This is a genomic window from Empedobacter sp. GD03865 (assembly GCF_029840775.1).
Classification (GTDB): domain Bacteria; phylum Bacteroidota; class Bacteroidia; order Flavobacteriales; family Weeksellaceae; genus Empedobacter; species Empedobacter falsenii_B.
This window is the reverse complement of the sequence record NZ_JAOCDF010000004.1, coordinates 108,005-133,016: the sequence shown is the minus strand read 5'-3', so window position 1 is coordinate 133,016 and position 25,012 is coordinate 108,005. Positions and strand designations below refer to the sequence as shown.

Annotated in this window: 25 protein-coding genes; 12 read left to right on the top strand and 13 right to left on the bottom strand. The window is 31.5% G+C overall.

What is annotated here, in order from left to right; translation table 11 throughout:
• Positions 1 to 629, top strand: a 629-nt coding sequence (locus N5D46_RS02990) for a hypothetical protein (protein WP_280049149.1), incomplete at its 5' end; no start/stop codon positions are given.
• 43 nt (positions 630 to 672) lie between these two features.
• Here N5D46_RS02990 and hemE read toward each other — a convergent pair.
• The 4 genes from hemE to hemA are packed head-to-tail and all read right to left on the bottom strand — an operon-like array spanning position 673 to position 4,546.
• Positions 673 to 1,701 (bottom strand): uroporphyrinogen decarboxylase, encoded by a 1,029-nt coding sequence (hemE, locus tag N5D46_RS02985; protein ID WP_115001423.1) that lies wholly within the window; start codon positions 1,699 to 1,701, stop codon positions 673 to 675.
• Positions 1,688 to 2,365, bottom strand: a complete 678-nt coding sequence (locus tag N5D46_RS02980) for a uroporphyrinogen-III synthase (protein WP_280049147.1) — start codon at positions 2,363 to 2,365, stop codon at positions 1,688 to 1,690. The genes hemE and N5D46_RS02980 overlap by 14 nt, the downstream gene beginning before the upstream one ends.
• Positions 2,365 to 3,291 (bottom strand): hydroxymethylbilane synthase, encoded by a 927-nt coding sequence (gene hemC, locus N5D46_RS02975; protein WP_221854357.1) that lies wholly within the window; start codon positions 3,289 to 3,291, stop codon positions 2,365 to 2,367. Before hemC ends, N5D46_RS02980 begins: the two co-directional genes overlap by 1 nt.
• A gap of 7 nt (positions 3,292 to 3,298) precedes the next feature.
• On the bottom strand, positions 3,299 to 4,546 hold the full coding sequence (hemA, locus tag N5D46_RS02970; RefSeq protein WP_219033603.1) for a glutamyl-tRNA reductase: 1,248 nt from the start codon (positions 4,544 to 4,546) through the stop codon (positions 3,299 to 3,301).
• A gap of 196 nt (positions 4,547 to 4,742) precedes the next feature.
• Here hemA and N5D46_RS02965 point away from each other — a divergent pair, with 196 nt between their 5' ends.
• A complete protein-coding gene (locus tag N5D46_RS02965) occupies positions 4,743 to 5,621 on the top strand; it encodes an AraC family transcriptional regulator (protein ID WP_125348767.1) in 879 nt (292 codons plus the stop codon).
• An 80-nt stretch (positions 5,622 to 5,701) separates the two neighbouring features.
• Positions 5,702 to 6,754 (top strand): endonuclease, encoded by a 1,053-nt coding sequence (locus N5D46_RS02960; protein ID WP_180904973.1) that lies wholly within the window; start codon positions 5,702 to 5,704, stop codon positions 6,752 to 6,754.
• Between the two features lie 52 nt (positions 6,755 to 6,806).
• Here the strand turns inward: N5D46_RS02960 and N5D46_RS02955 are convergent, their stop codons facing one another.
• From N5D46_RS02955 to ruvB, 7 genes are all read right to left on the bottom strand, one after another.
• On the bottom strand, positions 6,807 to 7,322 hold the full coding sequence (locus N5D46_RS02955; RefSeq protein ID WP_180904974.1) for a hypothetical protein: 516 nt from the start codon (positions 7,320 to 7,322) through the stop codon (positions 6,807 to 6,809).
• A gap of 29 nt (positions 7,323 to 7,351) precedes the next feature.
• The gene (locus tag N5D46_RS02950; RefSeq protein ID WP_115001436.1) at positions 7,352 to 7,846 is read right to left on the bottom strand and encodes a hypothetical protein; all 495 of its coding nucleotides are present in this window, start codon (positions 7,844 to 7,846) and stop codon (positions 7,352 to 7,354) included.
• Complete coding sequence (locus N5D46_RS02945; protein ID WP_115001438.1) at positions 7,836 to 8,312, bottom strand: hypothetical protein; 477 nt, start codon at positions 8,310 to 8,312, stop codon at positions 7,836 to 7,838. Before N5D46_RS02945 ends, N5D46_RS02950 begins: the two co-directional genes overlap by 11 nt.
• A 46-nt stretch (positions 8,313 to 8,358) precedes the next feature.
• Positions 8,359 to 9,039 carry a hypothetical protein gene (locus tag N5D46_RS02940; protein WP_125348765.1) on the bottom strand — a complete coding sequence of 227 codons (681 nt, stop codon included), beginning with the start codon at positions 9,037 to 9,039 and terminating at the stop codon, positions 8,359 to 8,361.
• A 71-nt stretch (positions 9,040 to 9,110) separates the two neighbouring features.
• Entirely contained in the window at positions 9,111 to 10,964 is a 1,854-nt protein-coding gene (locus N5D46_RS02935) for a DUF2723 domain-containing protein (protein ID WP_125348764.1), read from the bottom strand.
• Positions 10,965 to 11,005: 41 nt separating this feature from the next.
• Positions 11,006 to 11,947, bottom strand: coding sequence for a tRNA epoxyqueuosine(34) reductase QueG (gene queG / locus N5D46_RS02930; RefSeq protein WP_125348763.1), 942 nt, complete (start codon positions 11,945 to 11,947; stop codon positions 11,006 to 11,008).
• 220 nt (positions 11,948 to 12,167) lie between these two features.
• On the bottom strand, positions 12,168 to 13,205 hold the full coding sequence (ruvB, locus tag N5D46_RS02925; RefSeq protein ID WP_115001446.1) for a Holliday junction branch migration DNA helicase RuvB: 1,038 nt from the start codon (positions 13,203 to 13,205) through the stop codon (positions 12,168 to 12,170).
• A gap of 108 nt (positions 13,206 to 13,313) precedes the next feature.
• Here ruvB and hemH point away from each other — a divergent pair, with 108 nt between their 5' ends.
• The 6 genes from hemH (at position 13,314) to hutI (ending at position 18,721) form a co-directional block, all read left to right on the top strand.
• Positions 13,314 to 14,297: a ferrochelatase gene (hemH, locus tag N5D46_RS02920; protein ID WP_280049146.1), complete on the top strand. Its 984-nt coding sequence runs from the start codon at positions 13,314 to 13,316 to the stop codon at positions 14,295 to 14,297.
• Between the two features lie 80 nt (positions 14,298 to 14,377).
• On the top strand, positions 14,378 to 15,478 hold the full coding sequence (locus N5D46_RS02915) for a DUF3078 domain-containing protein (RefSeq protein ID WP_280049145.1): 1,101 nt from the start codon (positions 14,378 to 14,380) through the stop codon (positions 15,476 to 15,478).
• Between the two features lie 25 nt (positions 15,479 to 15,503).
• Positions 15,504 to 16,556: a DUF3078 domain-containing protein gene (locus N5D46_RS02910; protein ID WP_280049143.1), complete on the top strand. Its 1,053-nt coding sequence runs from the start codon at positions 15,504 to 15,506 to the stop codon at positions 16,554 to 16,556.
• A gap of 70 nt (positions 16,557 to 16,626) precedes the next feature.
• The gene (locus N5D46_RS02905) at positions 16,627 to 16,836 is read left to right on the top strand and encodes a hypothetical protein (protein ID WP_125348759.1); all 210 of its coding nucleotides are present in this window, start codon (positions 16,627 to 16,629) and stop codon (positions 16,834 to 16,836) included.
• Between the two features lie 5 nt (positions 16,837 to 16,841).
• The gene (locus N5D46_RS02900) at positions 16,842 to 17,378 is read left to right on the top strand and encodes a GNAT family N-acetyltransferase (RefSeq protein ID WP_125348758.1); all 537 of its coding nucleotides are present in this window, start codon (positions 16,842 to 16,844) and stop codon (positions 17,376 to 17,378) included.
• A gap of 113 nt (positions 17,379 to 17,491) precedes the next feature.
• The gene (gene hutI, locus N5D46_RS02895) at positions 17,492 to 18,721 is read left to right on the top strand and encodes an imidazolonepropionase (protein ID WP_280049142.1); all 1,230 of its coding nucleotides are present in this window, start codon (positions 17,492 to 17,494) and stop codon (positions 18,719 to 18,721) included.
• Here hutI and N5D46_RS02890 read toward each other — a convergent pair.
• Positions 18,711 to 20,021 carry a DUF4026 domain-containing protein gene (locus N5D46_RS02890; RefSeq protein WP_038332152.1) on the bottom strand — a complete coding sequence of 437 codons (1,311 nt, stop codon included), beginning with the start codon at positions 20,019 to 20,021 and terminating at the stop codon, positions 18,711 to 18,713. The two genes, hutI and N5D46_RS02890, sit on opposite strands and share 11 nt — an antisense overlap.
• A 149-nt stretch (positions 20,022 to 20,170) precedes the next feature.
• Here N5D46_RS02890 and N5D46_RS02885 point away from each other — a divergent pair, with 149 nt between their 5' ends.
• The 3 genes from N5D46_RS02885 (at position 20,171) to N5D46_RS02875 (ending at position 22,459) form a co-directional block, all read left to right on the top strand.
• Positions 20,171 to 21,031, top strand: a complete 861-nt coding sequence (locus tag N5D46_RS02885) for a YicC/YloC family endoribonuclease (RefSeq protein WP_236688172.1) — start codon at positions 20,171 to 20,173, stop codon at positions 21,029 to 21,031.
• Positions 21,031 to 21,597, top strand: coding sequence for a guanylate kinase (gmk, locus tag N5D46_RS02880; RefSeq protein ID WP_221854349.1), 567 nt, complete (start codon positions 21,031 to 21,033; stop codon positions 21,595 to 21,597). The genes N5D46_RS02885 and gmk overlap by 1 nt, the downstream gene beginning before the upstream one ends.
• A gap of 91 nt (positions 21,598 to 21,688) precedes the next feature.
• Entirely contained in the window at positions 21,689 to 22,459 is a 771-nt protein-coding gene (locus N5D46_RS02875; protein WP_280049141.1) for an alpha/beta hydrolase, read from the top strand.
• 32 nt (positions 22,460 to 22,491) lie between these two features.
• Here the strand turns inward: N5D46_RS02875 and N5D46_RS02870 are convergent, their stop codons facing one another.
• Entirely contained in the window at positions 22,492 to 24,987 is a 2,496-nt protein-coding gene (locus N5D46_RS02870) for a cation-translocating P-type ATPase (RefSeq protein ID WP_280049140.1), read from the bottom strand.
• Positions 24,988 to 25,012: the final 25 nt, after the last annotated feature.

Genomic DNA, 25,012 nt, shown 5'->3' with positions numbered 1-25,012 from the left:
CAATATCTTTTTCTCAAAATATAGATGATAAGAGAGATTTGTTAATTAACAATCTTTGTAAGATCCTTACAAAAAATAAAAATCTTAATGATTTAGAAAGTGTTAATTTAGTTAATCAAGATGTTAGTTTAGTTGAATATTTTAAAGATTTTTCAAAAGAAGAAATTCAAGCTGAAGAAGAAGCTATTTTTTATAGATTTCAAAAAAATTGTAAAGAATACACTGATATAATAAAGAAATTCTCTGAAAAAAATAATGAAAACTGGATTACTTTAGAAAATTTGCCTAAATCAACAATCAATGATAAAGATTATAATTTAGTAAAGTCAGCTTCTGAATTATATTATTTTGACTACGAAGGAAATAAAACAATTGTAAAAATTGAAGATAATAATTGGATTGAATATTTTATTGATGAATCTTTTTCTAAACTAAAATTATATTGGATAAAAAATAATGATTTTAATCTAGAGTTTTTAGAAAGCAATAATTCAATGAAAAAATCATTTAGTAGAAAAGGAGAAATATATCAATATAGAATTTTAAGTAAAGAGAATAATTATTATTGGATCGCTTATTATACAAAAGATCTAAATAATATCGTAAAATTTAAATTATATATTCAATAAAAAACCTTCCATTACGGAAGGTTTTCTTGTTATATCGAGTTTCTTAATCTCTCTTATAATTTACGACAGCTTCTATAAAAGCTTGTGCATTTTCTACTGGAATATTTGGTAAAATTCCGTGACCTAAATTGGCAATATATTTATACGGACCAAAATCGTCAATCATTTCTTTTACCATTTGCTGAATAGTTTCTGGTGGAGATAACAAGCGAGAAGGATCAAAGTTACCTTGTAACGTCTTTTTGAAACCTGTAAACTCACGCGCTAATTGTGGCGTAATTGTCCAATCAACACCCAAAGCAGAAGCTTTAGAATCTGCCATTTTCTCTAAAGCAAACCAACAACCTTTTGCAAAAACTGTTACAGGAACTACTTTAGAAACTTCGTTCACAATTTGCTCGATGTATTTCCAAGAAAATTCGTCATAATCTTTTGGAGATAACATTCCACCCCAAGAATCAAAAATCTGAATCACATTTGCACCATGTTCCACTTTTTTCAACAAATATTGAATCGTAGTTTGAGTGATTTTCTCTAACAATTGGTGCGCTGCAACTGGATTTTGGAAACAGAAACCTTTCGCTTGATCAAAAGATTTAGAACCACGACCTTCCACTGCATAACACAACAATGTCCAAGGCGATCCTGCAAAACCAATCAACGGAATATTATTATCCAATTCTTTCTTTGTGATATCCATCGCTGCATAAACGTAACCTAACTCTTCTTCAACATCAGGAATATAAACTTTTTCTACATCTTGAGCTGTACGAATACGATTCTCTAACCACGGACCAACACCAGGTTTCATCTCGAAATTCATTCCCATTGCTTGTGGTACAACCAAAATATCCGAAAAGATAATGGCTGCATCCAACGGAAAACGACGAATTGGTTGAACTGTAATTTCAGCCGCTAATTCTGGCGTTTGACAACGTGTAAAGAAATCATATTTATCTCTCAATTCGATAAATTCTGGTAAATAACGTCCTGCTTGACGCATCATCCACACTGGCGGACGCTCTACCTCCTCACCTCTCAATGCTTTTAAAAGCAAATCATTTTTTATCATTGATGTATTTTTTTATATTTTCGATAACCACTTCCACCAAAGGTGTTTGCGCAGTTATAATTTCATAATTTGGATAAACTTCTTGTATCGCAGAGGTTGTTGTATTTCCGATTGTAAAAATACGCGAACTTTCTGAAATTTCATTTTGTTGATGAAACGCTTTGAATGACAACGGACTAAAAAAAGCATACGCATCAAATGTTTCATTTAATTGATAAACAATTTGCCCTGATTGATATGTTATAATTTGATTGACTTCGTGATTTGCTTTTGATAATTCATTCACCAACAAATCTCGACGGGAAGAACCACATAAGAAATTCCATTTCGGAGAATAATTTCCTGAAATTAATTTCGAAGCTAAATCTTCTGCATAATCTTCAACCAACACAACATCTCTGTTTTGCGCTTTTAGTTTTTCTGCCGTTTTTTTTCCAACAACAAAAAAATGACCATTCAATTCCAAATCTTGAATGGCATTTACAGTATTTTGACTCGTCACGATAAACTGATGAACGGATTCATCAATCTGTGCATAAATTTCATTTTTCGAAGTCAAATCGATTTGTAAAGTTGGTTTACAAACCACCTCAACATCAGTTCCAAATTCTTTTTCAAGCAATTCAGAAGAAATTAACTTCGTGAATAAAACCTTCGTTCGCACTATTTCGTTCCGATTTCTTTTTTTATTTGTTCAATCATTTTTGCTGCACCTTGTGCAATACATTCTTCAGCAAATTCGCGACCTTTCGTCAAATATTCATCTGCTTTGAATTGTCTTTCGATTGAAATCATTTCTTGTCCATCAATGGTTAAAATTGCTCCTTTGAAGGAGTAATTTTCTTCATCAATTTTCTCAACTAATGCTCCAATTGGCGCTGTACAACCACCTTCTAAAACATTCAAAAATTGACGTTCTACCGTTGCAAAAAGTTCACATTGAGGATTATTAATATCACTCAAATCCAAACCTTCTTTGGCTACAATTCCTAAAATTCCTTGTGATGGTGCAGCAATCATCCAATCAATCACTTTATAATGAAGACCTTTTTCTGCCAATTCATCTAAAATTTCTGAACGATCCAAACCTGCAAAAGCAAAAACAGCTCCGTCCCAATCTGCATTATCTTGCAACTTTTTCAGACGTAATTGCACATTTCCACGTAAATCTACAATCGTATCATTTGGATATTTATGATTCCAAAATGCTTTACGACGCAAAGATCCAGTAGCGATAACACGATGTTTTTTCTCGAAAATATCTTCCGATTTGTACACCAAAATATCCGCAGAACTTGCGCGTTCTGGATATGCAATCAACTCTAATTTTTCTGGTAAAACAGTTGGCACATCTTTCAACGAATGAACCGCAATATCTACTTGATCATTCAACAAAGCAATGTCCAATGAACGCGTAAAAACACCTGTTAAACCTAATGAATAAATGGGTTGTTTTAGATTTGCATCGCCTTCAGAAGTAATCGGAACGATTTCTGTTGGATGACCTTTTGCCTCAAGAATAGAAGCAACTTTATTGGCTTGCCAAAGCGCTAACGGACTTTGACGTGTACCAATTTTTATTGTTTTCATGATTGTATTAAGCTTGTTTTAAATGAAACATTTTTTCGATTAACTGAATTGTTTCGTCTGCGTTTTCTTTATTTTCGATCAAATAAGAAGCAAACTGATTTGTAATTTTCTGAATTACTTTTTCAGTTAAAATCGTTTCATTTTCGTCGATATTTACATTGTCTTTTTTCAAGTTATTTAAAGCAAAACTCTGAAAAAAGTCTAATCTATCTTTGAAAGATTGAATAGCTGGAACCAATTCTCTGGTTTCTAACCATTCGTAAAACTCTGTAGAATGCTCCTCTATAATTGCCAATGCTTCTGGAATTGCATTGCGACGTTGCGCAATTGTATCGTCTACCATTTTAGATAATCCATCTACATTTACCAATTGAATAGATTCGCGAGCAGCCAATGTATGAATTACATTTTCTGGAACTGACATATCAATAATCGTCATTTCCTTATCGAACGGAATCATTTCTTCTGTAATCGTGTAATTACTTGCTCCCGTTGCAACAATTAGAATATCTGTTTTTTGTAATTCTTCTTTTAATTCGCTGTGATCTTTTACGGTAATATCGTATTTCAGTCCAAGAATTTCTGCCTTTTCTTTTGTACGATTGATTAGCGTAATGTTTGTATTTGGATAATGTTTGACCAAATTAGCACACGTATTACGACCAATTTTACCAATTCCGTACAACAAAATATTTTTGTCAACTAAGTTTCCTTGCGTTGCTTGAATAAAATTAACCGCTGAATATGCAACCGAAGCAGAACCGTTACTTAAGAAAGTTTCGTTCTTCACTTTTTTACTAATTTGAATCGCAGTATTTACCAAACGCTCTAAAAAAGCATTTGATGCACCTTGTTTTTTGAAACGGGAAAACCAAATTTTGATTTGTCCGATGATATCAAAATCACCTAAAATCTGACTTTCTAATCCCGACGAAACACGGAATAAATGTGTAATCGCTTCTTCTCCTTCTTTTACCATCATAAATTGACGGAATTCATCTGCATTACCTTCTGTGTATTTACAATATTGCTCAACGATTTGATCTTCGTTTTCTGCAAAACCATAAAATTCAGTACGATTACAAGTTGATACAATAAAAAAGTTTTCTAATCCATTCGTTTTAGAATCTTGCGTAAACGTTTCAACTTGTTCCGGGAAAAATGTAAATTTACCACGTGTAATGGCGTCAGCTTTTTCATAACTGATTCCGATTACGTAAAAATTTTCTTCCGTTTTATTACCTCTAATTGCCATTTCTTCAAATACTGATACAAAAGTAGTTTCAAAAGTCTTCGAAAAATAACTTTAAAAAGAAAAAATAACGCTAAAAATTAAAGTTTGCTTTTTTAGAATAATTATAAATTAAAGGTTTATATTTGTATGTAAACCATTATAAAGAGCGAAGTTGACAATTATCACGTTTTTTATATGACAAACCTCATTATTCAAAATGGAATTAAAAAATACCCATAAAAGTAAAATTAACGAGTATAAATTGTCAACAGACGTATTTATCGCTCAAATAGACAACTTTACAGCTTCTACAGACACGATTCTGAAAGGAATTGACAAGCGTTATATACAATTCTATTTTTGTACAAAAGGTTCGTTGACATTTAATTTTAATAATGGTATTTATAAAATCAATTTGAACGAAGGAAAAAGCTTTTTGTTCTATTATCCGACATTGGACATTCCATTATCGTTGAATATAAATGCCGAAAGCAAGGTTTATATTGTGGTTTTGTCTATTCAGAAATTACATCAATTGTTTGCAGAATATCAAATTCAGAATAATTTGATTTCGAGTATGACGCAAGAAAAATTTTATATTGAACGAGAAATTGGACCTTCAATAAAATTAGTTTTGAATCAAATTGAACAAATGAAACTTTCTCCGCAATTTCAAAATTTATTTTTGATTGGAAAAATGTACGAATTATTCACCCTTTATTTTTCTGAAATTGAAAGTCAAACCGAACATTGTCCTTTCTTGAATGATGAAAATGAAGGAAAACGAATTAAAGAAATAAAAGATTATTTATTAGCTGATTTTAAAAATCCGCCAACCATCAAACAACTTTGCGAAAAATTTTCGATATCGGAATACCATCTGAAAGAAGGTTTCAAAGAACTTTATGGGACAACTGTTTATGGTTATTTGTTGGATAAAAAACTGGAATATGCCTTGCATAAATTAGAAGAAAATCAACAAATGGTAAAAGATATTTCGTTTGAAATTGGTTATGAAAACCCATCTCATTTTATATCAGCATTTAAGAAGAAATATGGTTTAACGCCTAAACAATACATCAAACAATTTCAGTAAAAGTTTAACGATTTCTAATCTAAATATTCCGGTTTAACTACTTATAAATACTTACTTTTGTCAAATATTTATAAATAATTATGCAAAAATTTTTACTTCTTTTATTTCCTTTTGCCGCTTTTGCGCAGCAACCCGACTATTATGAAGGGATTGATTTTAAACAAAATGGAAAAACGATAAAGGAAGAATTACACGATTTAATCAATGCTACGCATCATGCAGTTAGTTATTCGCCTGGAGTTTGGAATATTTTAGATAAATCCGACTTAGATTTAGATTCGAAAGGTCGCGTTTTATTGATCTATGGTTTTACTGATAATTCTACTGTTTATGCTGAACAACGCACGCGCGATGTAAACAACAAAAACAATACTGGTGGAAATGCAAATGGAAAATGGGAACGCGAACATGTTTTTCCAAAATCATTAGCAAATCCTGTTTTAACGACTAATAATCCAGGAACAGGTACAGATGCGCACAATTTACGTGCAGTTGATAGACAATTAAATTCGACTAGAAGTAACAATGCTTATCGTGAAAAATGGGCACAGGATGTGACAGGACAAGCTAAATTGATCAATGGAGGTTTTTATCCTGGTGATGAATGGACGGGAGATGTGGCGCGAATTATTATGTATATGTATGTACATTATGGGTTGGAAACCGATCCGCAATTGGTTGCGTACAACAATACGACAACAACCAATAATGATGGAATGCCAGATATGTTTTTGAAATGGAATGTGCAGGATAAAGTATCTGAATTTGAGAAAGTTCGAAACGAAATTATTGCCGAAACACAAGGAAGTCGAAATCCTTTTATTGATAATCCGTATTTAGCAACATTAATTTGGGGCGGAGATAAAGCCGAAAATACTTGGGCTGAATTATCTGCGAACGATTACAATTATCAACAAACGCTTGTAGAAGTTTTTCCAAATCCAACAACAGATAAGGTAAAAATTAATGCGAAGAATTTTGATTATGTCAATTTATATGATTTTAATGGTCGTTTACTTGGAATTGAATTAGGTTCGGAAGTTAATTTGAAAAATTATCCAGCTGGAATGTATATTTTATCTATTCACCTAAAAGATGGAAAAATCATCACGAAAAAAGTGATTAAGAAATAATTTTAAACAAAAAATTCCAACTCTAAGAGTTGGAATTTTTTGTTTATTCATTTTAACAACCTTCGTTATACATCACGTCAAAAGAAGCTACTTTATCATTTACCAATTTGAATTGTAATATTGAACCTGCATCTTGATCTTCTACATTAAAATAACGAAAAGCCTTTGTTCTTTTATCCGTTTTATCATCATAACCATCATAAATAGAGATATTCAAGTTTTTGTATTTTGATAATAATTCATCTAATGAAGAACCAACTTTAATTCCAGACAATGTTTTAAGGCTCGAATCTGTCGATTTTACGCTATAAACAGTCAAATTATTAGAACCATTTCCATCTCCGTTCGACGTTAAACCAACTTTATACGTTACACCTTTCGAAACAATTGTCAAATCATCTTCTGGATAACCATATTCATTTAATTTCAATTTGAATTTTTGTCCAGTCAATTTTTCTAATTCAGACAATTTCATTCCAAGTTTTACGTCATTGATACGAGTTGTAGAAACTTGCGCTTGCAAAGCTATTCCAGCTATAAATGCAGCTATAAAAAACATTTTTTTCATTTTTATGTATTTAGGTTTTATTCATTATTTTAAAGTGTACATTCTTCTGGATTATAAGAACTCAATCCTATTGTTGTTACAATTTCATTTTTCAAAGAAAAAGTCAATATTACACCATTTTCTCTATCGTCAATTCTAAATTCTCTGTAATTATTATTCGATTTATCCAACAACACATTGTATTTCGACGAATAAGCTTTCCATAAATCCTCCAACGTACTGCCAATACCAATTCCAGATAAGGTTTTAATGTTTTTACTTGTTGTCGAAATAGAACTTAAATAGGTGTCATTTTCTGTTTTGCTCAAATAACCACTTCTTATTTCGATTGTGTAATCAATTCCTTTTAAAGTTATTTTCGTTTCTCCTTCATCAACAATTGCAGCAGGTTTTTTACCTAACAATTTTAATACTTCGGACGGACGCATTCCAATTTTCAACTCATTCATTCGTGTTGTAGAAATCTGACCAAATCCAACTATTGAAAGTAAGAAAAATCCTACTAAAGCTATTTTAGTTTTCATAAATATTGTTATTTAAAAAACCCGATTCATTTGACAAAACCATTTTTACGACTTTATTATTTTTTAAATAAAAATCTAATGTACATCCATTATCAAGATCATTTATTGCAAAAGCTCTGACCGATTTTGTTTCGTCATCTTCAAAAATATCTTGCACCGAAATATCATATTTTTTGTACGCTTTCCATAAATCATCCAACGAACTTCCAATTTTTATTCCTGATAAAGTCGAAAGTTGAGCGCTAACAGACGAAACCATATAGACTTCGAATTGTTTCGTTTTCAAATTTCTATAATACGAAATATGATATTTAATTCCATTCAACTCAATGTCCTGTTCAGGCATTTCAGGATTATTTACATCATAAAGAGCTAATTTATTTGGCGTTAAAGCTGCAACTTGTTTTTGTGTCATTTCGTACGAAATATCTCCAAATTTGGAAGTCGTTACTTTTTGAGCAAACATTATCGAAGTAAATAGCAAAAAGCACCCTAAAATTGAAAAAAATCGACTAAGCATAAGCATTAATTTGAGCAATATGTTTTACAATTTTTCCATTATCCAAAACCCAAAGTGCATCATAAACACCAGCTCCATCGCTATATGTACCGAACAAATAATATTGATTTAACTCTTTATTGTAAGTAAGTTTTGTTGCTGATAAATTCGCATTATATAAATTGATAAAATATTCTTTTGGAATGATAATTTCTTTTCCTTTGAATGATATTTTAAACGATTTGAATTCTGTTTGAGGAATCATTCCATCCGAACCAAAAAAATCTTTTTCATCAATCGCATAAACAAAATCACTTTCCTTGAAAATTTTATGTTTTTTCGAATTAAATTCTTTCGTTTCGAGCTGAATGGTATAATCAGCAACCGAAAATTCTATTTTAGAATCATTGACTGAAGTTGGTGAAATAGTTTCAAAATCTTCTAACTTTTTGATTCGATCATAGTAAACATAACCAGCTTTTTCAGGCTGATATTCAACCAAATACCATTTCGATTTTTCTTCATCAGAATCAATTGGATAAATTGAATTTGAATTGACTTTAGCAACAATTTTAGACGAAATATTTTTCTCATCTCTCACATTTGAAAAACCATCTTTATCTTGCACAATCCCAAATTGAGCTTGCACAAAATAGCCTAAAAAAGTAGTAAGAATGAATAAACTTTTTTTCATTTTTTGATTCGATTTTCTTGAAGTAAAGCTAACAAAATCTAAACCAAAAATTTTCACGAATTATAGTGATTTTACTTTAAAGTCATCTTATACATAAATGGATAAATCAAATTAGAAATATTGGTATCAGAATAATTAGCGTATATTCCTTTTTCATCAATCACTACAATGTTCAGCCCTTTTTGATTCATAGAATAATCCTTGTTATCTATAATAATGTTTGAGTAATTTCCTGATAAATATCCTGCAGATGTTAATTTATTAAGATGTTTATCATATGGTAAATCTATATCAGTTATTTTTACAACATCAAAATTATCTAATTCTTCTGCGATAACTTTATTATTATTAATAATAGCTAAATAAGAACCTCTAATTTGTAATTTATCAATTTTATTTAAACCAATCTTTTTTAAACCTAATTTATCATTATCATTCAAACCATTTACAGCCTCATCTTTTGCAGAAATAATAATTGTTTTACTTTTATTTGAATTGATAAAATCAACTATATTTTCTTCTTTCTGAAGATCTAAATAGCTTAATAGATAAAGATCTTGTGGAATTTCTTGCGCATATTTTACGGGAATATAAAACTCTTTTGGTAATTGATTTGGATCAAGTGCTTGCAGAATATTTAAACTTTTAGGATTATCCACAAATTTCATATAATTAACAGCCATTGCTCCATAATAATCATAAAACGGAGCATGAGGTAAAAACAATGTAGAATTATCAGGAATAGAATTCGCATAAATTTCTAATTCATTCATTGGATTAAGACTTATTTTATCCAATTTTTTATTTGTTTGATTAATAAAAATAAAACCTAATAAAACATGTAGAACTATAATTATTATTTTAGTTTTCTTTGAAATTATTGAATTCAAATAGATTAAAAAAAATAGTGAAATATAAATGAATATAGGTATATAATAAACAACAATATCGCCTATATCATAACGAGAAGTAAAAATAATATGGCAAAGTAAAGCTATTAGTAAAAAAAATTTAATTTGATGATCACTTTTTGTATTATCTCTTTTAGAAAAGAAGCAGATAATTAATATTATTAAAATAGACCATCCAATATTCTTCCATATTTGGGTTAACATAATTGATAACGACTCGGAAAATATATAGTATAACCCAAGATTATTATTTAATTGATCTCGGAATTGCCCTCCTGTTACATAATCTACAAAATGATTAAATGTAGGATTATAACCTACATACTCTAACCCAATAGATTCTTGATGTGCTAAATACCATAAATAATAATATTGACTTATTCCGATTAGAATTGATAAAAACGTTATAATAATAAATTTTGGTTGAAAAAATAATTTCTTATCTACCACATATATCAAATAAACAAATGCTGGTAGAAAAGTTATCATCATAAGATGATTTCCAAAGCTAATTGCATAAATAAAAATAGATAAGTATAAATACGTATTTTTACGAGTGTAATAATAATTTATTAAACAGAAAAGTGTTGAAACTAGATAAAAAGAATTCAATGTATAAACCTCTGGTTCTGTTGATTGACTCCAAAAAACATAACAACTACCAAGCGTAATAACTGGTAATAAACTTACAAAACTGTCTTTTGTCAATGACAATGCTGTTTTATATAAAACTGCTAACGTTGCCACTCCAAATAATGTTGATAATATTGATATTCTTTTCCATGGTTCAAAAAAAGGTAAATATTGAGCAAACATTTTTGTAATAAATGTATACTGAGGATAACCAGTTGAATGTGGAACTCCATCTATAGCCCATAAAAATTGAAACTTAGCAGAATCTCCAAAGTTGACTCTCCCCCCTACTCCAGGATAAAGTGTAAAATAATATAGTATAGAAAAGAATACTAAAATAATAATTAATAAACTATTATCTACAATCTTTTTGCTTAACATAATTCCAATTTAAATAATACTTAAACAGAAATTATCTAATTTTATTTTACAAAATCGATATTTCTTTTCAAACCATCAAATTTTGTACGTTTTACAGGTGATTTGTTAAAAATTTTTCGAAAAACATCCTCTGTAATTTCTTCCCAATCTTTCTTCGAGAATTGATTAATCTTTTCGTTACCAACAAAACGAGTTTCTTTCGTTTGCAATGAAAAACGATTCCACGGACAAACTTCTTGACAAACATCACAACCAAAAATCCAATCGTCAAATTTCCCTTTCATTTCGGTCGGAATTTGATCTTTCAATTCAATTGTAAAATACGAAATACACTGACTTCCGTTCACTGTTTTATTGGGTAAGATTGCCTCAGTTGGGCAAGCATCAATACAACGCGTACATTTTCCACAATGATCAGTTTCAATTGGAGAATCATAAGCTAAATCCAAATCAATAATTAATTCGGATAAAAAGAAAAATGAGCCTTTTTGTTTAGACAATGTTAACGAATTTTTTCCTACCCAACCAATTCCAGCTTTTCTAGCCCAAGCATGTTCCAGAATTGGTGCTGAATCGGTAAAAGCTCTTCCGTTCACTTCTCCTATTTCTTCTTGAATAAAATCTAATAATTCGCGTACTTTTTCCTTCACGACAAAATGATAATCTTCGCCTTGCGCATACATCGCAACCTTGTAAGAATTTGGATTTCGATCTAAATTTTGGTAATAATTATACGCCAACGAAATTACAGATTTTGCTCCTTCGACCAAAATTCGAGGATCCAATCGCATATCAAAATGATTTTCCATATACTGCATTTCACCGTGAAAATCATTCTTCAACCAAGCTTCTAAATGAGGTGCTTCTTCTTCCAAAAAATCAGCTTTGGCTATACCACAAGAAATAAATCCCAACGCTTCAGCTTTTTCTTTGATTCGTTGGGACCATTTTATTTTGATATGTTCTTCTGTTTGAAGGAGCATTAGTTAATTCGTAATTATGAATTTATAATTATTATATCGACGAGATTAAATTTTATCATTCTGAATGAAACGTGAGTGAAATGAAGAATCTTAGATTCCTCCTAACGCAAGAATAATATGTCGTGTTAAGTGATTTTCTATTCGTTAAAATAAAAAAATCGGATCGAAACATATAAAGATTCTTCGACAAGCTCAGAATGACAGCGAACTTAGAGCAAAATTACAAATCAAACAAATCAGTTTGAGGTGAATTTTCGCCACGATATTTTACCCCAATATGCTTGTATGCTTTTTCTGTTGCAATACGTCCACGCGCAGTGCGCATCAAATAACCTTCTTGAATCAAATACGGTTCATAAACTTCTTCCAACGTTCCGCCATTTTCTCCAACTGCTGTTGCCAAAGTTGTAATTCCGACTGGTCCACCTTTAAATTTTTCAATAATTGTTGATAAAATTCTGTTATCCATTTCATCTAAACCATTATCATCAACTTTTAGAGCTTTTAAAGAAAATTCAGCAATTGATAAATCAATTTTTCCATTTCCTTTAATTTGTGCAAAATCTCGAGTCCTTCTCAATAAAGCATTTGCTATACGAGGAGTTCCACGACTACGACCTGCAATTTCTATCGCCGCTCTTTCGTCAATTGGTGTGTCTAAAATACGAGAAGATCGCTCAACAATCGTACTTAATAATTCAACATTATAATATTCGAAACGGAAATTAATTCCAAAACGAGCACGAAGCGGCGCAGTTAATAAACCAGAACGCGTTGTTGCACCAATTAATGTAAAAGGATTCAAACCAATTTGAACCGAACGTGCATTTGGTCCAGATTCGATCATAATATCAATCTTAAAATCTTCCATTGCCGAATACAAATATTCTTCGATAACGGGAGACATACGATGGATTTCATCAATAAAAAGCACATCATTTTCTTCCAAATTCGTCAATAAACCAGCTAAATCACTCGGTTTATCGAGAACTGGTCCAGATGTAATTTTGATTCCTACACCTAATTCATTCGCAATAATATTTGCTAATGTCGTTTTTCCCAAACCTGGAGGTCCGTGCAACAAAACGTGATCTAATGCTTCGCCACGAAGTTTAGACGCTTTTACGAAAACTTCTAAATTCTCGAGAATATGCGCTTGTCCAGCAAAATCATCAAAACTTTGCGGACGAACAGTATTTTCGTGATTTAGATCGTCGTCTGGATAAAATTCTTTATCAGGATTTAATAAATCTGACATAAAATGATGATATAAATTATAATGATGATATTACGAAGGACAAATTAAATTATCCTCCGTACTTTTACAACTACAAAGAACGCAATATTTTTTTAGATAAAAAGAATTATGAGCAAAGGAATATTATTAGTGAATTTAGGTTCGCCCGATTCTACCAATGTTGAAGACGTAAGAACTTATTTACGCGAATTTTTAATGGATAAGAAGGTTTTGGATTCTCCTTGGATTATTCGTAAAACTATTGTTGAATTATTTATTTTACCAAAAAGACCCGAAAAATCTGCAGAAGCTTATCGAAAAATTTGGACAAAAGAAGGTTCTCCTTTGATTGTTTACTCTAAAATTTTGAGAGATATGGTACAAAAACAAATGGATATTCCAGTTGTTTTGGCGATGCGTTACAAAAACCCTTCGATTGAAGCTGGTTTACAAGAGCTTTATGACAAAGGAGTTCGCGACATTTTGGTTGTTCCTTTATATCCTCAATACACGATGTCTTCTACAGAAACTGTTGCGGATAAAGTGCTTGAAATTCAGAAAAAAAGTTACAAAGACATTAAGATTAATTTCTTGAAAGCTTTTTACAATCATCCAGATTATATCAAGGTTTTAGGAGATTCTATCAAAGAAAATTTACCTGAAGAATACGATAAAATATTATTCACTTATCATGGAATTCCAGAGCGTCATGATAATAAAGCACTTCGTGCTGCGAAGATTAGTAAATTACCAATTGAAACTTATCGTAATCAATGTTTTGAAACAACAAGGTTATTAACTGAATATCTACAATTACCAGAAGATAAATACACAACATCTTTTCAATCTCGTTTGGGGCGTGATCCTTGGATAAAACCATATACAGATTATGTATTGGAAGAGTTTCCTAAGCAAGGCGTGAAAAATTTAGTTGTTTGTTCACCTGCCTTTGTTGCAGATTGTTTGGAGACTTTGGAAGAAATTTCGATGGAAGGACAAGAAGAATTCTTAAAAGCTGGTGGAGAACAATTTACATACATTCCATGTTTGAATGATCGTCAAGAATGGGTGGATACATTGGTAAAATGGTTAAAAGGTTGGCAAAATAATTAAGAAAGGTTTTTAGCCTTACAAAATAAATTAGATATCTTTGTTTGGAACTTTTCAATTTTAAACAAAGATATTTTTTTAAAATGAGACTAATTTTCTCAATTATTTTTTTAGTCCTATCACTTTTTAGTTCTGCTCAATTTTTAGATACCAGTGGAAATCTAATTATTGATGGTCGAAAATATCTGAAATCTAAAGTGGATACTACAGGACGAAAATCGGGTTGGGAAATTTATGGTACAAATACTTTAACCGTTAATCAGAATACCTTTTCCAATTGGATGGCAGGAGGTGAAAATTCGGTTTCACTGAATGCAAAAACTGATTACGAATTTAATTTCCGAAAAAAGAAACACTTTTGGGACAATCGTTTTATTTTTGAATATGGTTTTTTAGATAATAAAACCAATGGAACACGTAAAACTGCTGACAATCTAAATATCACAACTTCTTATGGATATTTGATTAAAGAAAAATGGTACCTAACCTCATCACTTAATATTCGTTCACAGTTTTCTGCGGGTTTCAATTATGGAACAACTCCAAAAACAAAACTATCAAATTTGTTTGCGCCTGCATATGTAACAATTGGGGTCGGTGCGAATTATACGCCAAATTCTAATTTTTCTGTCAGTTTTCAACCTTTAACATCAAGAACAACAATTGTTGCAGACAAAGATTTGCAAAAGAAAGGAACCTATGGTTTGCGAAATGATGGCGATACGTTTCTTTTCGAAGTTGGTGCATATTTAGGTGGACGTTATAAGGTAAAACTTTTTGATAATGTCACTTACGATAATAATATTGGAATTTTCTCCAATTATTCCAACAAATTTTATAACCTCGATATTGTGTATGCAGGATTGTTAGATATGAAAATTAATAATTTTATGTCCACGCAATTAACTATCAATTTGATTTATGATGAAGATCAAGTTGCGCAAACACAGTTTAAACAAGCTCTTGGGATTGGCTTAACATATAAAATAGACAATACTAAGAAAAAAGATAAGAAGAAACGTAGAAAGAAGGAAATTCTCCCATATTTCGATACATCTGGCATTTCCCCAGTCAATTTACCTAGAATAAAACTGGATAAACAAAACTATGATCAAGTTTTTGATAAAAATACAATTGACGAAAAATCAACGTATATTAAATCAGAATCCATATTTTTGGAATAAAATAACTATTAAATCAACCAATCTAATGAAAAAAATTTTATTTACATTAGCAATTTTAGGAAGTGCTACAACTTTTGCGCAAACAGTAAAAGATGGTAAAGTAGCTACTGATAGCAAGCGTTATTTAAAAGATCAAAAATTTGATGGTCGTCAACCTGGCTGGTTTGTTTCAGGAAATAATTCACTTTTATTTTCTCAAAGTGCATTCAGTAATTGGGTTCCGGGAGGTGTAAATTCGTTTGCGCTAAATGGAAGTTTAGATTATGAATTTAACTTGACAAAAGAAAAACATATTTGGGATAATCGTGTTGTTTTGGGATACGGAATCCAGACTAACAAAGGCGAAAGTTCTCGCAAAACAAATGATGTTATCGACTTAACTTCTTCTTATGGTTACAGCATCGGAAATCATTGGTATTTAGCTGCCTCTATCAATTTTCGCACACAATTTACAGATGGTTTTGATTATTCAACAGATCCAAAAACGAAGATCTCAGGCTTGATGGCTCCAGGTTATCTAAGCTTAGGTTTGGGTGCGGATTACAAACCAAACGAAAATTTCCAAGTTAATATTCATCCATTTACACCAAGAATGACATTTGTTTTGGACAAAGATTTACAGAAAAAAGGAAACTTTGGACTTAAAAATGATGGCGATACAACTTTATTCGAGTTTGGTGCATATTTAGGTGCGCGATACAAACTACAAATTATGGAAGGAATTTCTTATGATAACCGTGTTGGAATTTACGCTGATTATCTGAAAAATTTCGGAAATATGGACGTTGCTTATCAAGGAATTTTGGATATGAAAGTGAACAAGTTTGTCTCGGCACAAGTAAGTTTAAATTTACTGTATGATGAAGATCAAATCAAGAAAACACAGATAAAACAAACACTTGGAATCGGATTTAATTACAAATTTGATAACACTCCACCAAAAGTAGAAGAAGCGCCAGCAACTGCATTTATGCAAGAAGCACCAATTTTCGAAGAAAAAGAAGAAACTGTAGAAGTAGCAACAAATATTCTGAAAAGAGAACCAATTCTTAATGAAACAAAATTAGTCACTCAATAATATTTTCAACCTGCTTTTAATAAGCAGGTTTTTTATTTTTCTTATTTTTAAAGCTCAATAGAAGAATAAAATGACAAAAAATATTTTCGGCGCACTATTACCACAAATTTTAATGATTGTTTGGGCAGCTTTCGAGTTTTACCTTGGGTTCAACAACGAACAAAATAACCGCATCATTCTTAGCGCAATCGTGATATTAATCTTCGTTATTTTTACAATTATTACATTAGTCAAAGTTATCAAATACCCTAACGACCCTACTTATTTGAAGAAAAAGTAATTTTTATGAATGTAATTCTTAAAACTGAACGATTAACTTTAAGACCAGTCACAATTGATGATACTGAAACAATTCATCAATTACATTCTATCGAAGAAGTTGATCAATATAACACTTTAGGAATTCCAGAAAATATAGAGGTTACAATTCTTCATGTAAAAGATTTAATAAAATCTAATCAAGGAGAACAACCACAAGCTTATACTTTTGTTATCGAAAATGACAATCAATTTGCTGGATTAATTTCTTTAAATTTAGGTCGGGCTAAATACAAGAATGCAGAAGTTTGGTTTAAACTTCATCCAGATTTTTGGAATAAAGGCTTTGCTACAGAAGCTTTAAAAGAAATTATTTCTTTTGGTTTTAATACTTTAAATCTTCATAGAATTGAAGCTGGATGCGCAATTGAAAATATTGGTTCTTACAAAGTTCTTGAAAAAGTTGGAATGATACGAGAAGCGCATACAAGACAATTACTTCCTCTAAAATCTGGTTGGGCAGATAATTATGGCTACGCTATATTATCGAGTGACATTCTATAAATATTAAGTCATTCCAAACTCATTTTAGAATCATATCTTATTTGATAACAAGTTCAGCTTATCTACAAATTCTCCCTTAAATTTCGTAAACTTGTGTTATTAAAACAACAAAAATGAAATTAATCGGTCCTTTCAAACAAATTATAACACTTGCCAATTTACCTTTAAAAGGTGCTATTCACGAAAACCAAGTCGAAGTTCTCGAAGATGGGGGAATTATTATTGATGATGAAACAATTGTAGAAATAGGAAATTTCGAAACGCTTTCTCAACAACATCCAAACATCCAAATTGAACGAATTGAAACAGAACAAATTCTTCTTCCAGGATTTGTAGATTCACACACACATGTTTGTTTTGGAGGAAATCGCGCCAAAGATTTCGCAATGCGTTTGGATGGAAAAACATATTTAGAAATTGCCAAAAGTGGTGGTGGAATTTGGTCTACAGTAACAGAAACACGTAAAAAAACGGTTGACGAACTGAAAGATATTACGCTAAAACATATTGCGCAATTAGCTAAACAAGGAATCACAACTGCTGAAGTAAAATCGGGTTATGCTCTCTCTGTTGAAGGTGAAATTAAAATGTTAGAAGCGATAAATATGGCGAATCAAGAAAGTGAAATCGATTTGATTCCTACTTTTTTAGGTGCGCATATGAAACCTAAAGATTTTGAAGGTTCGAACAAAGAATATTTAGAACTTTTGGTGAAAGAAGTTTTTCCTAAATTAAAATCTGATGATTTAGCAAATCGTATCGATATTTTTGTGGAACAATCTGCTTTCTCTGTTGAGGAAGGCGATTATTTCTTAAACGAAGCAAAAAATCAAGGTTTTGATATTACGATTCACGCTGATCAATTTACAGCTGGAGGAAGTTATTTAGCTACAAAATTCGATGCTTTGAGTGCAGATCATTTAGAATTTTCAGGAGAAGAAGAAGTGAAAAACCTTGCGAATTCTAATGTTGTTGCAACTGTTTTACCTGGCGCTTCTATCGGTTTGGGAATGCAATATGCACCTGCTCGAAAATTGTTAGATGCTGGTTGTTGCGTTTCGATTGCTTCGGATTGGAATCCTGGCTCAGCTCCAATGGGAAATCTTCTGACACAAGCTTCTGTTTTAGCTACTTTTGAAAAATTATCAATGGCAGAAGTTTTAGCTGCAATTACTTTTCGTGCTGCAAAGGCTTTAAATTTAGTTGATCGTGGAACAATAGAAAAAGGTAAAAAAGCCGATTTTATCAGCTTCTCTACCTTCGATTATCGTAATATTATCTATTATCAAGGACAATTACAACCAACAAATGTGTGGAAAAATGGTGCGTTGATTAATCAATAGTGTAAATATTATCAGGAGTGATGGTGTTTGTCGGCGTGTAAATTAACCAATCGGTAATCATTTCTTGCGGATAAAGACCTTCATCTCCTTCATTCAAACCTTCTACAGCATAAGGACGATTCAAACAAACGCCAAAAATTTCGTTGTTCTCATTGATTCCGTACACATCAAACCAAATGTGTTCCTTATTCATTTCATGATCGACATCAAATCCTAATTTAATTAAAAATCGATAATAATTTTCTTCATCTGCTTCTGGATTAAAATATGTGTTAAATGCTTTTTTATACAATTCAAAACGTTGATAAGCCAAGGCTGACATTCGTTCCGTTTCCTGATCGCTAATAAAGAAAATCGGATTATCTGCAATTGTCGCCGCATAAACTTCTGGTGTCAATGTATGTCCTTCTTGCACCGCTAACAAAACGCCACAAGGTTCATAATTTTCGTTTTCTGGCTGACGTTCATTGTAACCTCCCGGAATTGTTGCAGGATAATCTTTCACAACATCTTCCCAACGTTTCCAACAAAATGTAATATCCAAACCATCATAACCAATATTAAATTCTTCATTTTCTGGCGAACGAAAATCTGGTTTGATAAACGCATTTACAATCATATCCAAAGCCGAATTCATCTGCTCTACTCCATCTTTGATGTTCAACATCTCCAACTCCACAGAACCGCAACGATGCAAACCATGCGTATGCATCCAATACACGCGATCGCCATTTTCATCCTCATCATAAACGCCATGAATCACATATAAATACGAAGGCGCAGGCGGAATTTCTGACTCTGCTGTCACTTTAGCCCATTTACCAGAAAGCAAACGATAAGGCATAAAATCGACAACAATAGACGGGTTTTCAACAATTGCTTGCATAATTTTTAATTGCAAATGAAAACTATCCAATGCATCATTTCCAAAATACATCACAGATTCCAAATAAAAATCTTGTTGCGTTGCAATTTCCATTTCTTCGTCCGAAATCATATTTCCAAAACCAAATTCAGAATAATCGTTACTTCTCGCATCCACAACATACAAATTCACATCAAATTCTTCCTCCAAATAAGACACTACAAGTTGATATTCTTGCTTTACAGCTCCATTTTCGTCTTTATCAATCTCGATAAGATCAAAATTGATTAATTGAAAATAATCGGTTGATTTTAGACTTTTTTCAATTGATTCTCTTGAAAATACAAAATCTTTCGACGAAGGAAAAATTCCCATTGTAGAAGGTAAACTCAATCCATCCTCTGCAATTCCTTTGTACAATTCTTGATTTGTCATAGTTATTTTTAGTTTGTTTTTTGTTAAAGATAAATGTTTTAAGTTCATCAAAATTTTAGCAAAATGTTAAACTTTAAAATGATTAAAGATGATAATTCAGTTCGCATTACGTTAATTTATTGTAATTTTGTTCGCATAATTTTACAATTATGATAGCATCTATGACAGGTTACGGTAAATCCGTATTGGAATTACCTGAGAAAAAAGTAACGATAGAAATCCGTTCTTTAAACAGTAAAACACTAGATTTAAACACGAGAATTCCTTCTTTTTATCGTGAAAAAGAATTAGAAATCAGAAACCTTATTTCAGAAAAAGTTCAACGTGGAAAAGTTGATTTTTCGATGTTAGTAGAGTTAAATCCTGCTGCAAGAAATCAAAATATAAATGCTGAATTAATCAAAAGTTATATGGCAGAATTTAAATCAATCACACCAAATGTGACTGATGGTGAATTATTGCCTGTAGTAATGCGCCTTCCAGACGTTATTTCGTACACGCAAGACGATTTGAGTGAAGACGAATGGAATCAAATTCGCGCAACAATTATTGATGCGATCGACGCATTAAATCAATTTAGATTAGATGAAGGAAAAGTTTTAGAGAAATATTTGACTTTAAACTTGAATAACATTCTTGAGCTTTTAACACAAGTTGTCCCTTTTGAAAAAGAACGAATTGAAACTATAAAAGAACGTTTCAATAAACGTTTAGAAGAATTAAAAGTTGATGTTGATCAAAATCGTTTCGAACAAGAATTAATTTTCTATTTGGAGAAATTTGATATCACAGAAGAAAAAGTTCGTCTAAAAAACCATTGCGAATATTTCTTAAAAGAATTAGCTGGAACTGAATCAAATGGAAAAAAACTAGGATTTATTTCGCAAGAAATTGGTCGTGAAATCAATACATTAGGTTCTAAATCAAATCATTCTGAAATGCAAAAAATTGTTGTTCAGATGAAAGATGAATTAGAAAAAATTAAAGAACAATCGTTAAACATTTTATAATGAAAAAAGGAAAATTAATCGTCTTTTCGGCTCCATCAGGCGCAGGAAAAACAACTTTGGTTCGTTACGCTTTAGAACAATTGGAGAATATCAAATTTTCTATTTCTTGTACAACTAGAGATAAACGCGAAGGTGAAACTCACGGAGAAGACTATTATTTCTTAACACCAGAAGAATTTAAGGCAAAAATTGCAAACGACGAATTCGTAGAGCACGAAGAAGTTTACCGCGATAATTTTTACGGAACTTTAAAATCGGAAGTTGATCGCATTACATCTGAAGGAAATTCTGTAATTTTTGATATTGATGTTATTGGTGCATTGAATATCAAAAAATTGTACGGAGATCAATGTTTAACAGTATTTGTAAATCCTCCATCTTTGGAAATATTGAAAGAACGTTTAATTTCTCGCAACACAGAAAGCGAAGATAAATTGAAACAACGTATTGATAAAGCAGGAATTGAAATGGAAAAAGCTAAAGAGTTTGATATCATTTTATTGAACGACGATTTAGAAACTGCAAAAGCAAAAACCTTAGAAATTATTACAGATTTTATTAAATAATAATTTTTAATCATCATGATATAAATGCCTCGAATAAATAAAATCGAGGCATTTTTGTTATCTTTAGCTTTCGAAAAAATCACTACATAAAATGGAAATAGAAAATAGTTTAGAAATCAACAACGCCAATATTCATTATGTTCACCACGAAATAAATCCAGAAAATCCAACACTTATTTTTTTACACGATTCCTTAGGTTGCACCCAACTTTGGAGAGATTTCCCAAAAGAAGTTGCCGAAAAAACAAATTGTAATTTATTCATCTACGATAGAAAAGGTTATGGAAAATCGTCGCCTTTTACCATTGATCGTCGCGAATTTACTTACATGCATGATGAAGCAGATTTTCTAAATGATTTGGTTCAATATTTCAACTTCAAAGACATTATTTTATTTGGACATAGCGATGGCGGATCGATTGCGTTACTTTATGCTTCGAAATATCATCAAAATTTAAAAGGAATTGTTGTAGTTGGTTCGCACATTATTGTAGAAGAAATTTCTTTACAAGGAATCAGAGATGCAAAAATTGCATATGCAGAAACTAATTTGAAAGAACGTTTGACAAAATATCATGGCGATAAAACGCAGAAAGTTTTTGAGATGTGGACAGAAACTTGGTTACGCCCAGATTTTATTGATTTTGATATTCGAAAAGAATTGCAAAACATCGAATGTCCAACTTTGGTTATTCAAGGAATTGATGATGAATATGGTTCGATTGAGCAAGTAAATGGAATTATCAACAATGTAAAAGGAAGAAAAGAAAGTTATCTTGTTCCTGATGCAAAACATACACCTTACAAAGAGAATAGGACGCCGACTTTGGCAAAAACAGTTGAGTTTATTGATTCGTTATAACGAATCAATAAACCTAAATATTACCATTTTACTCAATTTTTTCTCCTACGTTTAATCCATTTATAAACTTCAAACCACAATACAGATAACATTGCTACAAGCATCGCCATTCCTAATTCTTTTAGATTCAACGAAGAAACTTTAAAAAATAAAGAAATTGGCTTTATATACAGTATTGCAAAAAGTATAAGCAATGTAAGAATTGTAACGCCAACCATTAAATTATTTTTATTTTTAAAACTTGACCACAAGCTATAATAAAACGATCTATTCGTTAAACTTAACCAAACATTTGAGAAAATCAACGTTGTAAAAACCATTGCTCGGGTTTTCTCTTCATTTCCGCCTAACTGATAAGTGTATTGATAAACAAAAAGCAATCCTAATGTGATGATAATTCCTTGAATAATACTTGTTGAAAGTTCTTTCCAATTCAGAAAAGTTTCCGTCATAGGACGAGGTTTTTCGTTCATAGAATTTTTCTCTAAAGGCTCGTTTTCATACACAATAGAACAGGTTGGTCCCATTACCAATTCTAAGAAAATAACATGAACCGGTGTGAAAATTTGCGGAAAAGCCCAACCTAAAAACAACGGCAATGAAACAATTAATATAATTGGAATATGAATCGAGATAATGTATTGAACAGCTTTTTTAAGATTCGTATAAATGCGTCTTCCAGCAGCTATTCCGATAACTAATTTTCCTAAATCATCATTTGTTAAAATTAATTGCGCAGCTTGTTTGGCTATTTCAGTTCCTTTTTCGCCCATTGCAACACCAATGTGTGCGGCTTTCAATGCTGGTCCATCGTTTACTCCGTCGCCCAACATTGCAACTACTTCTCCATCCTCTTTCAAAGCTTTCACGACGGCTAATTTTGCTTCGGGAAACATTCGTGCAAATAAGACTTTTTCGTCGGCTGCTTTTAATAATTCTTTTTCAGAAAGTTGTGTAATTTCACTTCCTGTAATACTATCTTCAGCATGAATAATTCCTGCCTGATTCGCAATACTCATCGTAGTTTCGGCATTATCGCCTGTAATTACTTTTACTTTTATTCCGGCATTATATATTTTCTCGAAAACCTCATTTATTCCCTTTTTAGGCGGATCATAAAAGACAACAAAACCTAACAATTCAAAAGGTAAATCTTGTTGTTGTTTTGGAAAATCGTTTGAATTAAAAGTAGATTTTGCAACACCCAAAAGTCGGAAACCTTTTGTTCCAAAATCGCGAATAACGTTTCGTAAATGATCTTTTTGTTGATCAGAAAGATTCGAAACTTGTAAAATAGCTTCTGGAGCACCTTTTGCCGCAATTATTCGTTGATTATCTTTATTTTTAAAACAATGCGTCATCATCGGAGGTTTTCCAGATAAAGGATATTCGAAAAACATTTGATATTGATTGCGCTCATCAACCTGTGTTTGTTCGTAAACTCGGTGTAACGTTTTTTCCATTGGATCGAATGGAACAGGTTCACTACTCCACATCGCATATTGTATAATCTCAGAAATTTCAACATCATTGAATTGATTTTCATCAAAAACCGTACACATTTTTGCATCATAAATTGCATTCAATTTCATCGAATTTTCGGTAATTGTGCCTGTTTTATCACTACAAATAACAGTTGTGCTTCCTAAAGTTTCGACAACACTACTCTTTTTTACAATAATTCCTTCGCGTAATAATTTCCATGAACCCAATGCCATAAATGTGGTAAATGCAACTGGAATTTCTTCGGGTAAAATAGACATTGCCAAAGTCAAACCGTTTAATAAACTACTTACAATGTCTTTTGTTTGAAAATAATTGAATCCACAAACCATTGCAAAAACAATGATTCCAATGATTGCCATTCCTTTCACAAATTTTTCTATCTGCAATTGCAAAGGCGATTTCTCTTCTTTTATAGATAAAATTGACGTTCCTATTTTCCCTAATTTTGTTTCTGCTCCAATGGCCGTCACTTCAAAAATAGCCAATCCAGAAACCGTCAAGGTTCCACTGTAAATTTCTGGATGATCTATATCTTTAAAAACTGACATACTTTCACCTGTTAAAGCAGATTCATTCACCGAAAAATCATTGCTATGAACAATATTTCCGTCTGCATTAATCATTTTTCCTTCTTCCGTCACGCACAAATCACCAATTGTAATTTCGTGTGTTGGAATCTCAACTAATCGTCCATTACGGATAACAGAACTCAAAGGTTCATTCAACTTTTCCAACTCTTGCAGAGCTTTTTGATTACGAGAATCTTGGTAAAATGAAATTCCTGTCACCGCAACAATCGCCACAAACATAAATGCAGCTTCGCCCAAATCACCAACCAACACATAAATAATTGATACCGCAATCAAAATTAGCGTCATTGGCTCTTTTAGAATATCAAACAATAAACTGTACCAAGCAGAATTTTGATTACTTTTTATCGCATTATCTCCGTATTCTTCTTGAGCTTTTTTTACTTCAGCATCAGATAATCCTTTTAAATTTTCAGGAATTTTTATAGACATTATTTCAATCGATTAGTGTTTACTA

Bases quoted from the DNA above. Each gene is read 5' to 3' on its own strand.
- hemE (WP_115001423.1), bottom strand. From the start codon at position 1,701: ATGATAAAAAATGATTTGCTTTTAAAAGCATTGAGAGGTGAGGAGGTA.
- hemC (WP_221854357.1), bottom strand. From the start codon at position 3,291: ATGAAAACAATAAAAATTGGTACACGTCAAAGTCCGTTAGCGCTTTGG.
- hemA (WP_219033603.1), bottom strand. From the start codon at position 4,546: ATGGCAATTAGAGGTAATAAAACGGAAGAAAATTTTTACGTAATCGGA.
- N5D46_RS02965 (WP_125348767.1), top strand. From the start codon at position 4,743: ATGGAATTAAAAAATACCCATAAAAGTAAAATTAACGAGTATAAATTG.
- N5D46_RS02960 (WP_180904973.1), top strand. From the start codon at position 5,702: ATGCAAAAATTTTTACTTCTTTTATTTCCTTTTGCCGCTTTTGCGCAG.
- N5D46_RS02955 (WP_180904974.1), bottom strand. From the start codon at position 7,322: ATGAAAAAAATGTTTTTTATAGCTGCATTTATAGCTGGAATAGCTTTG.
- N5D46_RS02950 (WP_115001436.1), bottom strand. From the start codon at position 7,846: ATGAAAACTAAAATAGCTTTAGTAGGATTTTTCTTACTTTCAATAGTT.
- N5D46_RS02945 (WP_115001438.1), bottom strand. From the start codon at position 8,312: ATGTTTGCTCAAAAAGTAACGACTTCCAAATTTGGAGATATTTCGTAC.
- N5D46_RS02940 (WP_125348765.1), bottom strand. From the start codon at position 9,039: ATGAAAAAAAGTTTATTCATTCTTACTACTTTTTTAGGCTATTTTGTG.
- N5D46_RS02935 (WP_125348764.1), bottom strand. From the start codon at position 10,964: ATGTTAAGCAAAAAGATTGTAGATAATAGTTTATTAATTATTATTTTA.
- queG (WP_125348763.1), bottom strand. From the start codon at position 11,947: ATGCTCCTTCAAACAGAAGAACATATCAAAATAAAATGGTCCCAACGA.
- ruvB (WP_115001446.1), bottom strand. From the start codon at position 13,205: ATGTCAGATTTATTAAATCCTGATAAAGAATTTTATCCAGACGACGAT.
- hemH (WP_280049146.1), top strand. From the start codon at position 13,314: ATGAGCAAAGGAATATTATTAGTGAATTTAGGTTCGCCCGATTCTACC.
- N5D46_RS02915 (WP_280049145.1), top strand. From the start codon at position 14,378: ATGAGACTAATTTTCTCAATTATTTTTTTAGTCCTATCACTTTTTAGT.
- N5D46_RS02910 (WP_280049143.1), top strand. From the start codon at position 15,504: ATGAAAAAAATTTTATTTACATTAGCAATTTTAGGAAGTGCTACAACT.
- N5D46_RS02905 (WP_125348759.1), top strand. From the start codon at position 16,627: ATGACAAAAAATATTTTCGGCGCACTATTACCACAAATTTTAATGATT.
- N5D46_RS02900 (WP_125348758.1), top strand. From the start codon at position 16,842: ATGAATGTAATTCTTAAAACTGAACGATTAACTTTAAGACCAGTCACA.
- hutI (WP_280049142.1), top strand. From the start codon at position 17,492: ATGAAATTAATCGGTCCTTTCAAACAAATTATAACACTTGCCAATTTA.
- N5D46_RS02890 (WP_038332152.1), bottom strand. From the start codon at position 20,021: ATGACAAATCAAGAATTGTACAAAGGAATTGCAGAGGATGGATTGAGT.
- N5D46_RS02885 (WP_236688172.1), top strand. From the start codon at position 20,171: ATGATAGCATCTATGACAGGTTACGGTAAATCCGTATTGGAATTACCT.
- gmk (WP_221854349.1), top strand. From the start codon at position 21,031: ATGAAAAAAGGAAAATTAATCGTCTTTTCGGCTCCATCAGGCGCAGGA.
- N5D46_RS02875 (WP_280049141.1), top strand. From the start codon at position 21,689: ATGGAAATAGAAAATAGTTTAGAAATCAACAACGCCAATATTCATTAT.
- N5D46_RS02870 (WP_280049140.1), bottom strand. From the start codon at position 24,987: ATGTCTATAAAAATTCCTGAAAATTTAAAAGGATTATCTGATGCTGAA.